Raw genomic sequence first — 11088 nt, forward strand, 5'->3', positions numbered from 1 at the left:
ACGGCCGCCCCCGCGCCGTCCTCATCGCGGGCCCCGGCGCCGCCGCCATCTGCGTCGCCGACCTCCTCGGCACACTCGCAGGCGCGGGCAGCCCGGTCACCCGCCTGGCCCCCTCCGGCGTCGCCCCCGCCGCAGGCGCCCTGCGCTGGGAACTCCCCGGCTGGGCCGGCTCGGTGGACCTCCTGCTCATCGCCACCCCGGACGGCACCGAACCCGGCCTCTCCCTCCTCGCCGACCAGGCCTACCGCCGCGGCTGCACGGTCGCCGCCGTAGCCCCGCCCCGCACCCCGCTCGCCGAGGCGGTGGAAGGCGCCCACGGCCTCTTCGTACCGCTCGCGACCGCCCCGTACGAGCAGGACGAATCCCTCGCCGCGTCCGCGCCCGGCGTCCTGTGGGCGCTGCTGACCCCGCTGCTCGGCCTCCTCGACCGCACCGGCCTGCTCACCGCTCCGCCCGACGCCATCGAAAAGGTCGCCGACCGCCTCGACCACATCGCCGAACGCTGCGGGCCGGCCATCGCGACGTACAGCAACCCCGCCAAGACCCTCGCCGCCGAACTCGCCGACGCCCTCCCGCTGGTCTGGACCGAGGGCACCTCGGCAGGACCGGCCGGCCGCAGGTTCGCCGCGGCCCTCGCCGAACTCTCCGGCACCCCCGCCGTCGTCGCCGAACTCCCCGAGGCGCTCGCCGCGCACAGCGCCCTGCTCGCCGGCCCACTCGCCGCCAGCGCCGACCCCGACGACTTCTTCCGCGACCGCGTCGAGGAGCCACCCGCGATGCACGCGCGCGTGGTACTGCTCCGCGACCGCCCGATCGAGGGCCTCACCGCCGCCCCCGCAGCCCGTGACCTGGCCCTCAGCCACGACACGCCGATCAGCGAACTGGAGCCGGAGCCCGGTGGCGAACTGGAGACCCTCGCCGAACTGATCGCCATCACCGATTTCGCCGCCGTTTACCTGGCGCTCGCTTCGAGGGCCTGATCTGACCCAGGACGCCCTGACCGCCGTACACGAGACAAGACGAAAGCCGTCCGTACGGCGAACCAGAGCCGAACGCGTCGAACGCAGAGAGAAACGCAGAGAGAGCAGACAGAGAGCCGAATGGACCGCCTCGACAACACCATCCGCCCCTACGCCTGGGGTTCCACCACCGCGATCCCGCAGCTGCTCGGCGTCGAGCCGACCGGTGAACCGCAGGCGGAGATGTGGATGGGTGCCCACCCGGGCGCACCCTCGCGCACCGACCGCGGCACCCTCGTCGAGGTCATCGGCGCCGCCCCGGAACGCGAACTCGGCGCCGCGACCGTCGCCAAGTTCGGCCCCGGCCTGCCCTTCCTGCTCAAGATCCTCGCCGCCGGCGCCCCCCTCTCCCTCCAGGTGCACCCCAACCTGGAGCAGGCGAAGGAGGGTTACGAGGACGAGGAGCGCCGCGCCATCCCCGTCGACGCCCCGCACCGCAACTACAAGGACGCCAACCACAAGCCCGAACTCATCTGCGCGCTCACCGAGTTCGACGGCCTGTGCGGCTTCCGCGACCCGGCGCGGGCCGCCGACCTGCTCGCCGGCCTCGGCGTCGACTCCCTCAAGCCGTACGTCGACCTGCTGCGCGCCCACCCCGAGGAGGCGGCGCTGCGCGAGGTCCTGACGGCCGTTCTCAGCGCCGACCGCGAGGAGATGGCCCACACCGTCACCGTGGCCGCCGCAGCCTGCGCCCGCCTCGGCGGCGAGTACGCCCCCTACGCGGACATCGCCCACCACTACCCGGGCGACCCCGGCGTCATCGCCGCGATGCTCCTCAACTACGTCCGCCTGCAGCCCGGCGAGGCCCTCTACCTCGGCGCCGGCATCCCGCACGCCTACCTCAACGGCCTCGGCGTCGAGATCATGGCCAACTCCGACAACGTCCTGCGCTGCGGCCTGACCCCCAAGCACGTCGACGTCCCCGAACTGCTGCGCATCGTCCGCTTCGAGCCCAGCGACCCCGGCGTGCTGCGCCCGGAGGCGTCCCCGGACGGCGAGGAGGTCTACGAGACCCCGATCGACGAGTTCCGGCTCTCCCGGTACGTCCTGCCCGAGGGCGGCGCCGCCCACGACCTCACCCGTGAGACCCCGCAGATCCTGCTCTGCACGGCCGGTTCCGTACGGGCCGGCGAACACGAGCTGAGCCCCGGTCGGTCGGTCTTCGTCCCGGCCGGCGAAAAGGCCGAAGTGTCTGGTTCTGGAACGGTCTTCAGGGCCACCGTCATCGCCTGACCGTCAAGGAGTTACGGCCTGGCGCACCGTTGTCGGAGCGGGCTGCAACAATGGCCCACTGGCAAAGACCGGGCAAAGGTCTGGACGGCGTACACACGAAGGGACAACGCGAATACATGAGCGCGTCAGGCGGCACCAAGGCGATCGTGGCGGCACTCGCCGCCAACCTCGCGATCGCGGTAGCGAAATTCGTGGCGTTCCTCTTCAGTGGCTCGTCGTCGATGCTCGCCGAGTCGGTGCACTCCCTCGCCGACTCCGGTAACCAGGCCCTGCTCCTCGTCGGCGGCAAGAAGGCCCAGCGCGAGGCGACCCCGCAACACCCCTTCGGGTACGGCCGCGAGCGCTACATCTACGCCTTCCTCGTCTCCATCGTCCTCTTCTCGGTCGGCGGCATGTTCGCCATCTACGAGGGCTACGAGAAGATCAAGCACCCGCACGAGATCGACCACTGGTACTGGCCGGTCGGCGTCCTCATCTTCGCGATCATCGCCGAGACGTTCTCCTTCCGGACGGCCATCAAGGAGTCCAACGTCCTGCGCGGCAGGAAGTCCTGGTCGGAGTTCGTTCGCCACGCCAAGGCGCCCGAACTGCCCGTCGTCCTCCTGGAGGACCTCGGCGCGCTCGTCGGCCTGATCCTCGCTCTCGGCGGCGTCGGCATCGCCCTCGCCACCGGAGACGGCGTCTGGGACGGCATCGGCACGCTCTGCATCGGCGTGCTCCTGATCCTGATCGCGCTCGTGCTCGCCGCCGAGACCAAGTCGCTGCTGCTCGGCGAGGCCGCCGGCGTCGAAGAGGTCCAGAAGATCGAGGCCGCGATCGTCGACGGCGACACCGTCACCCGCATCATCCACATGCGCACGCTCCACCTCGGCCCCGAGGAACTCCTCGTCGCCGCCAAGATCGCCGTCGAGCACGACGACACGGCCACCGAGATCGCCTCCGCCATCGACGCCGCCGAGGCCCGCATCCGCGAGGCCGTCCCGATCGCCCGCGTGATCTACCTCGAGCCCGACATCTACAGCGAGGCCGAGGCCGCGAAGGGCGCCGACCGCGAGGCAACGCCGGGAGGGCCGGCACCACACCCCGCCGAGCACTGACACGACGTCGTACGACCGCGTTCTCAGCAGGACCGTTTGCTTACGACGATGGGGCCCGCCGAGTGTTTCGGCGGGCCCCATCGGCTGCTGCTTCGGCTACTGGATCTCGCTCAGCACGCCGAGGACCGCGGCGTCGTCCGGCGCCGCCATGAGCCGCTCCCGGAACCCGGTGTCCATCAACTTCCGCGACAACAGCGCCAGTATCCGCAGATGCTCGTCACCCGCGGCAGCCTCCGGTACGGCGATCATGAACACCAGCCTCGCCTTCGTACCGTCCATCGAGCCCCACTCGACACCTTCGGCGGACCGCGCGAACCCGACGACCGGCGCCGTCACCGCGTCCGTCTTGGCATGCGGTATCGCGATCTCCTCACCGAGCCCCGTCGTGCCCTGCGCCTCACGCCGCAACGCCGTCGCCACCAACTCGTCGACGTCCGCCACCTTGCCGGTCCGCGCCAGCAGGACCGCCAGCTCGCGAATCGCCGTCTCCTTGTCGGAGGCGTCGAGCCGAACCTTCACGGTCTGCACGGTGAGGTGACCGGAGAGGGCTTCGGGGGTGGCGGGGGTTGGTGCTTCAGCTTCAGGAGTGGCTGATTCCGCGGCGGGGTTCGCGCTTGCGGTGTCCATGGCAGAGTGCGGACGCCCGGCACCCTGCGACGGTACGACGCCGACGGCGCCCTCCGCTCCTACGGCGCTCGTGGCGGCCCGCGCGCCCACGCCCGCCCCCACCAGCGAGGGCTCGGGCCCGCTCACGCCGACACCGCCGACCGGCGTCCCCCGCCTCCGCTCGGTGATGTCGACGAGGGCGACCGTCGTCAGCGCGGTGACGACAGAGCCGATCGCAACGGCCACGAAGAACATCGGTACGCCGCTCACCGCGCCCAGCACGGCCACGATCGGCCCACCGTGCGGCACCGCGTCCTCGACGCCGGCGAGCCCGGCGATCGCACCGGCGACGGCGCCGCCGAGCATGTTGGCCGGGATGACCTGCGCGGGCCGCGCCGCCGCGAACGGGATCGCGCCCTCGGAGATACCGAAGCAGCCCATGAACAGCGAGGCCAGACCGGTCTCCCGTTCCTGCTCGGTGTAGAGGCGCTTACGGATCAGCGTGGCAAGCCCCTGCCCCAGCGGCATGACCGGGATCGCGGCGGCACACATGCCCATGACCGTCTGATTGCCGGTCGCGATGAGCCCGGCGCCGAACAGGAACGCCGTCTTGTTGACCGGCCCACCCATGTCGAACGCGATCATGAGCCCGAGAATCGCCCCGAGCAGAATCGCGCTCGTGCCCGTCATCCCGCTGAGCCAGTTGGTCAGATGCTCGAAGACCCAGGAGATCGGCTTGCCGATGACGTAGATGAAGAACAGCCCGAGCGCCGAGGTCGCCACGATCGGGATCACGATGATCGGCATGATCGGCTGCACGAACTTCGGGACCTTGACCTTCTTGATCCACAGGACCAGATAGCCGGCCAGGAACCCCGTCACGATGGCTCCGATGAACCCGGCGCCCGCCTTCGAGTCGTACAACTCACCGGTGTTCGCGATCCAGCCACCGATCATGCCCGGCACCAGCGCGGGCCGGTCGCCTATCGCGTAGGCGATATAGCCGGACAGGATCGGCACCATCAGCGTGAAGCCGATGACGCCGATATTGTTCACGTCCATCCAGAAGGAGTCCTCCGGGATGACCAGGCCGTCCGGCGTGGTGTTCCCGCCGATCGCGAGCGAGACCGCGATCAGCAGCCCGCCGACGACCACGAACGGAATCATGTAACTGACCCCGTTCATCAGCGCCTTGTACGTGATGCCGCGTTCCTTGCCGCCGGTGGCGCGGGCGGCCGTGGGGGAGCCACCCTGCCTGTGTACGGGCGCCGACTGCACCCGCTCGATCAGCTGCTCGGGGTGGCGAATGCCCTCCGCGACCCCGACGGTCAGGACCCGTTTGCCTGCGAATCGGCTCAGGTCCACATCCTTGTCCGCGGCGATGATGATGCCGTCGGCAGAGTTGACATCGTTGTCATCGAGTACGTTTTCGGCCCCGATGGATCCCTGCGTCTCCACCTTCATGTCGATGTCACGGCTCGCGGCGGCCTGCGCGAGCTTCTCCGCCGCCATGTACGTATGGGCGATGCCGGTCGGGCACGCGGTCACCGCGAGCAACTTCAACCTCTTGCGCTCGCCACCGCCGCTGCCCGTGGGGGGAGGGCCGGCCGGACTGGTCACGTCGATCTCCTAACGCCTTTGTCACGCGAGAACGCCGTCCCGGACGTCCCGCAGGATCGATCAGATGTCCCGATCCCCTCGCATCCTGCAACACCTCTCTCCCAGCTCAAAGAGGCAAGAGTCCCTGAAGGTCCTGGTCTGTCGACTCCTGTCCATCCGATTGCGGGTGTCCTGTTATCGCTGTCACAACCGTCCCTCGCCCGACAGGCCAGGCAGCGGACGGCCCCTCCCCGGGGCCGTGATCGGCCTGATCTATTCGGAGGTGGACTGGGGACGGCCCGCCCTACCGGTGTAGCTTGGGACGGAGCCAGACGTCGCTGCTGATGGCGGTCGGGCGGTCCCACCGCGGACCGACCGAGGGAGAGAGGGCCTCCGACGGACTGCGCTGCGTGTACGCGGGCATACCTGTGTCCTCTTCGGGCACCCCTGTGTCCGCCGCCGCGCAGACCAGCCGTACCCACCTCGCCCCAACCTCCGAGGAGCAGCTCGCAATGACGACTGTCGAGAACCGACAGGACTTCAAGGTCGCCGACCTCTCCCTGGCCGAGTTCGGCCGCAAGGAGATCACCCTCGCCGAGCACGAGATGCCCGGCCTGATGGCGATCCGCAGGGAGTTCGCCGCCTCTCAGCCGCTGGCCGGCGCCCGAATCATGGGCTCGCTGCACATGACCGTGCAGACCGCGGTCCTGATCGAGACCCTGGTCGCCCTGGGCGCCGAGGTCCGCTGGGTGTCCTGCAACATCTTCTCCACCCAGGACCACGCGGCCGCCGCCGTCGCCGTCGGCCCGAAGGGCACGCCCGACAACCCGCAGGGCATCCCGGTCTTCGCCTGGAAGGGCGAGACCCTGGAGGAGTACTGGTGGTGCACGGAGCAGGCGCTGACCTGGCCGAACACCCCCACCGGCGGCCCGAACATGATCCTGGACGACGGTGGCGACGCCACCCTCCTCGTCCACAAGGGCGTCGAGTACGAGAAGGCCGGCAAGGTCCCGTCGGTCGACACCGCCGAGAACGACGAGCACCGCGTCATCCTCGAGCTCCTGAACCGCACCATCTCGGACGGCTCGCAGAAGTGGACCCAGCTCGCCTCGGAGATCCGCGGCGTGACCGAGGAGACCACGACCGGCGTTCACCGCCTGTACGAGATGCACCGCGACGGCACCCTCCTGTTCCCGGCGATCAACGTCAACGACGCCGTCACCAAGTCGAAGTTCGACAACAAGTACGGCTGCCGCCACTCCCTGATCGACGGCATCAACCGCGCCACCGACGTCCTCATCGGCGGCAAGACCGCCGTGGTCTTCGGCTACGGCGACGTGGGCAAGGGCTGCGCGGAGTCCCTGCGCGGCCAGGGCGCCCGCGTGATCATCACCGAGATCGACCCGATCTGCGCGCTGCAGGCGGCGATGGACGGCTACCAGGTCACGACCCTCGACGAGGTCGTCGAGACGGCCGACATCTTCGTCACCACGACCGGCAACAAGGACATCATCATGGCCTCGGACATGGCCAAGATGAAGCACCAGGCGATCGTGGGCAACATCGGCCACTTCGACAACGAGATCGACATGGCCGGCCTCGCCAAGATCCCCGGCATCGTCAAGGACGAGGTCAAGCCGCAGGTCCACACCTGGAAGTTCCCCGACGGCAAGGTGCTCATCGTCCTCTCCGAGGGCCGCCTGCTGAACCTGGGCAACGCCACCGGTCACCCGTCGTTCGTGATGTCCAACTCCTTCGCGGACCAGACCCTGGCCCAGATCGAGCTGTTCACCAAGCCCGACGCGTACCCGACCGACGTGTACGTGCTGCCCAAGCACCTCGACGAGAAGGTCGCCCGCCTCCACCTGGACGCGCTCGGCGTGAAGCTGACGACGCTGCGCCCGGAGCAGGCGGCGTACATCGGCGTCGAGGTCGAGGGGCCGTACAAGCCGGACCACTACCGCTACTGAGCCCTCGGCTGCCGCTGTTGAGCCGCCGGCTGCTGTTACCAGTCGCCGGCTCAGGCGCTGAGTACCGCTGAGTACTGACCGCAGCCCGTGAGAGCGCGCCGGTGCGCTGACGCGCTCTCACGCAGGTCCTCCGAGGCAGGCCCCCGCACCCCCGTGCCGGGGGCCTGCCCCTTTGGCCGTTGCGGCCGGACCAGCCCGTCAAAACCCAGGACCCCCATGCCCCGCGGCCGTTATTCGCTCCATGATCCGCACGATCACACCCCCCTCGCAGACGAGCACTTCCACTGCGCCCCCGGCCCCTCCGGCTGGCGCTACGTCTCACAACGGACCACCGCCGCGGGTGACCACAGCGGCTCTGTCGACCTCACCCTCGACGAACTCGGCCGCCCCATCCGCCTCGAACTCCACGCCGCGGGCTGGCAGGTCCGCGGCGCCGCGCTCGACGGCGTCACCTGGGTCCGTACAGACCCCACCGGGGCTCATGCCACGGAAGGCAACGTCCGCGCCCACGCCTTCACCGGCACTTCCCCCGCATTCCTCATCGCCACCACTCGTCTCCTGCGCCTCACCCCTTCCAGCTCAGCAACCCGCGTACGCCTAGTCGCCTTCACCGACCCCGTCCTCGCCCCGCGCACCGTGGACCAGTCCTGGGCCTTGCTGAAAAGAGAAGCACACGCCACTGACAACGGCCCTCTGACCGTGGACGAATACCAGGTCACAGCCCTGGACACGGGCGAACAGCACGCCGTACACATCACCGGCGACGTCGTGCTCGCGGCACCGGGCATCGAGTTGGAGGACCTTGACTCGCCGCCGTCCGCGTTCGACTGAGCGCCGCGTTCGGGCTGGGTAGCCGACAGGCCGGGCTAGGCAGGCGGTACGAACCCAGTGGCGGGCCGGTCGGCGGGCGCCACCTCGGGAGCCTCGCGCCGACCACTGACCGGAGCCTCGGGCTGAGGAACAGGGACCGCGGACGGAATCGGCGGCGGCACATACGCCCCCGGCACACCGACCGCAGGTCCGCCACCGGCAGCGGGTGCACCTACGGCCTGACCGCCCACTACCGAACCGCCCGCGAAGGCACGCCTGGCATCCCGTGCCTGCCGTTCCTGCACCACCGCCGCCAAGTACGCGGCCGGCGGAACGCCCTGCGGAGCCGGGCTTCCCGTACGGGCCGCGAGGTCGGTGGCGAGCCGTTCCGCCATGGCCCAGCCGACCTGCGGATCCAGCTGCTGCATCCGCGTCAGATACTGGCGAATGGCAAGCCACAGACCATCCGGAACCGCCGACAGATCCAGCTCGGCGAACCGCCCGGCCAGCCAGGGCGGCGGCGGGGGAACGAAGGTCGTACGGGCCACGGGTACCCGTTCCCTCACCACCAGAGTCCCTGCGAACACGTCCCCGAGCCTCCGCCCGCGCGCCGACACGAGAGAGGCGATGCAGGCGATCACGCCGAATGTCATCAGAATCTCGATCACGCCGATCCCACCCCGGACCAGCGCATGCCGGAACCGGATGGGCCCGCCGTCGTCCCGCACCACACGCAGCCCGCACGCCATCTTGCCGAGCGACCGCCCGTGGCTCAGCGTCTCGACCGCGATCGGTCCGCCCACCAGCACCAATACGAATGTCGCGATCGACAGGGCGAACTGTGCCGCCTCGTCCAATGAGGCCGTGGAGACCACCAGACCGATGGTCACGACCAGGTAGGCGATCACGGCCACCACCAGATCGAGCAGGACGGCCAGCGCCCTGCTGGGCAGCCTCGCGGGGCGCAACTCCAGCGCCACCGCCTCACCCGTCACCAGCTCACTCACGCCGCTGTCCTTCCCCTGACCTGCCCTGAGAACGGCCAGTCTGCCAAGCTGAGGGCGCATCGCGCCGCAGTACGACAAGCTGACACCACGACGAGCCGCCGACGAACAGCCCAGGAGCAGGCAAACCGATGGACCTCGACGTCTTCGTCACCGCCCACCGAGCCGAATGGGACCGCCTCGACGCCCTGCTCCGGCGCCAGCGCAGCCTCACCGGTGCCGAGGCCGACGAACTCGTCGCCCTCTACCAGCGCACCGCCACCCATCTCTCCCTGATCCAGTCCAGCGCCCCCGACCCGCAATTGACCGGTCGGCTCAGCCAACTCGTGGCACGCGCGCGTAGTGCCGTGACAGGCACCCGACGCGCCTCCTGGCGCGACGTCACCCGCTTCCTCACGCACGGATTCCCCGCCGCGGTCTACAAGTCGCGCCACTGGTGGGTACCCACCGCGCTCCTGTCGACCCTTGTCGCGGCACTTCTGGGCTGGTGGATAGGTGCTCACCCAGAGGTGCAGTCCTCCATAGCGGCCCCCGATGAGCTGCGCGAGCTCACCCGCCCCGGAGGCCAGTACGAGGCCTACTACTCGAGCCACCCCGCGGCCTCCTTCGCCGCCCAGGTGTGGACGAACAACGCCTGGGCGGCCGCCCTGTGCCTGATCCTCGGGATCTTCCTGGGCCTCCCGGTCCTGTGGATCCTCTTCCAGAACATGCTCAACCTCGGCGTCGGCTTCGGCCTGATGTCCTCAGCCGGCCGGCTCGACACCTTCCTCGGTCTCGTCCTGCCGCACGGTCTGCTCGAGCTGACCGCGGTCTTCGTGGCCGCCGGCACCGGCCTGCGCCTCGGCTGGACCGTCATCGACCCCGGCCCACGTAGCCGACGCACGGCCCTCGCGGAAGAGGGCCGAGCCGCCGTGGGCATGGCCATCGGCCTCGCCCTGGTCCTCTTCGTCTCCGGCGCCATCGAAGGCTTCGTGACCCCGTCGGGCCTGCCCACATGGGCACGAATAAGCATCGGAGTCCTCGCTGAGCTCGTCTTCCTTGTCTACGTCTACGTCCTGGGCGGTCGTGCCGCCCGCACCGGGGAGACGGGCGACGTCGAGGCTGCGGAGCGCAGCGCCGCGGTTCCGACGGCTGCCTGATGTGCGGACATGTCTGCTGAGCTGCTAGTCTCTCCTTCGCCCCACAAGAGCCGTTGACACGGAGGGCGTGGGGAGGTAGATTCAAACAGTTGCCTAGAGGGCAGGGTTTGCCCCGGGGTGACGGTTAGCATCTGTCAGCTTCTTGTGAATGCACTTCCCGAGAAGCCCCCGATTATTCAGGACTGAGCGGCCGGTCAGGCCGGTCAAAAACTTCTGATAAAGTCGGACTCGCCGAAAGAGAGCCGGAAGGCAATCAAATAGGCAAGGCCACTCCAACGGCCACCGGAAACGAATTCCCACCGGAAACGGAACGGAAAAGCGATCTGGTAAGGTTGGAAACACCGAAGGGAAGCGCCCGGAGGAAAGCCGCGAGAGAGTCTCTCGGGTGAGTACGAAGGAAGCGTCCGTTCCTTGAGAACTCAACAGCGTGCCAAAAATCAACGCCAGATATGTTGATACCCCGTCTCCGGCCGTTCGGTCGGGGCGTGGTTCCTTTGAAGAAATACACAGCGAGGACGCTGTGAACGGTCGGGCTTATTCCGCTCGGCGGTTCCGCTCTCGTGGTGTCGTCCCGATTACGGGAAAACATTCACGGAGAGTTTGATCCTGGC

At 69.1% G+C, this 11088-nt stretch carries 8 protein-coding genes; 6 read left to right on the forward strand and 2 right to left on the reverse strand.

Going from position 1 to position 11088, the window contains the following annotated elements; all coding sequences use genetic code 11:
* From ACTWQO_RS47890 to ACTWQO_RS47900, 3 genes are all read left to right on the forward strand, one after another.
* Positions 1-980: SIS domain-containing protein (locus ACTWQO_RS47890; RefSeq protein ID WP_443243705.1), on the forward strand; the 980-nt coding region annotated here is incomplete at its 5' end.
* 120 nt (positions 981-1100) lie between these two features.
* Positions 1101-2252, forward strand: a complete 1152-nt coding sequence (manA, locus tag ACTWQO_RS47895; RefSeq protein ID WP_443243706.1) for a mannose-6-phosphate isomerase, class I — start codon at positions 1101-1103, stop codon at positions 2250-2252.
* Positions 2253-2368: 116 nt separating this feature from the next.
* Positions 2369-3349: a cation diffusion facilitator family transporter gene (locus tag ACTWQO_RS47900; RefSeq protein ID WP_443243707.1), complete on the forward strand. Its 981-nt coding sequence runs from the start codon at positions 2369-2371 to the stop codon at positions 3347-3349.
* Between the two features lie 96 nt (positions 3350-3445).
* On the opposite strand, the gene ACTWQO_RS47905 is transcribed toward ACTWQO_RS47900, so the two are convergent.
* The gene (locus ACTWQO_RS47905) at positions 3446-5575 is read right to left on the reverse strand and encodes a fructose-specific PTS transporter subunit EIIC (RefSeq protein WP_443243708.1); all 2130 of its coding nucleotides are present in this window, start codon (positions 5573-5575) and stop codon (positions 3446-3448) included.
* Positions 5576-6066: 491 nt separating this feature from the next.
* Between ACTWQO_RS47905 and ahcY the strand changes: the two genes are divergently transcribed.
* Together ahcY and ACTWQO_RS47915 are read left to right on the forward strand one after the other, a co-directional pair.
* Positions 6067-7524, forward strand: a complete 1458-nt coding sequence (gene ahcY, locus ACTWQO_RS47910; protein WP_443243709.1) for an adenosylhomocysteinase — start codon at positions 6067-6069, stop codon at positions 7522-7524.
* A 216-nt stretch (positions 7525-7740) separates the two neighbouring features.
* Positions 7741-8355: a hypothetical protein gene (locus ACTWQO_RS47915; protein ID WP_443243710.1), complete on the forward strand. Its 615-nt coding sequence runs from the start codon at positions 7741-7743 to the stop codon at positions 8353-8355.
* Positions 8356-8390: 35 nt separating this feature from the next.
* On the opposite strand, the gene ACTWQO_RS47920 is transcribed toward ACTWQO_RS47915, so the two are convergent.
* Complete coding sequence (locus ACTWQO_RS47920) at positions 8391-9341, reverse strand: RDD family protein (protein WP_443243711.1); 951 nt, start codon at positions 9339-9341, stop codon at positions 8391-8393.
* A gap of 128 nt (positions 9342-9469) precedes the next feature.
* Here ACTWQO_RS47920 and ACTWQO_RS47925 point away from each other — a divergent pair, with 128 nt between their 5' ends.
* Positions 9470-10477 carry a stage II sporulation protein M gene (locus tag ACTWQO_RS47925; protein ID WP_443243712.1) on the forward strand — a complete coding sequence of 336 codons (1008 nt, stop codon included), beginning with the start codon at positions 9470-9472 and terminating at the stop codon, positions 10475-10477.
* Positions 10478-11088 lie beyond the last annotated feature (611 nt).

Origin of the sequence: Streptomyces sp. 4N124 (assembly GCF_052245395.1) — a bacterium.
Taxonomy (GTDB): Bacteria; Actinomycetota; Actinomycetes; order Streptomycetales; family Streptomycetaceae; genus Streptomyces.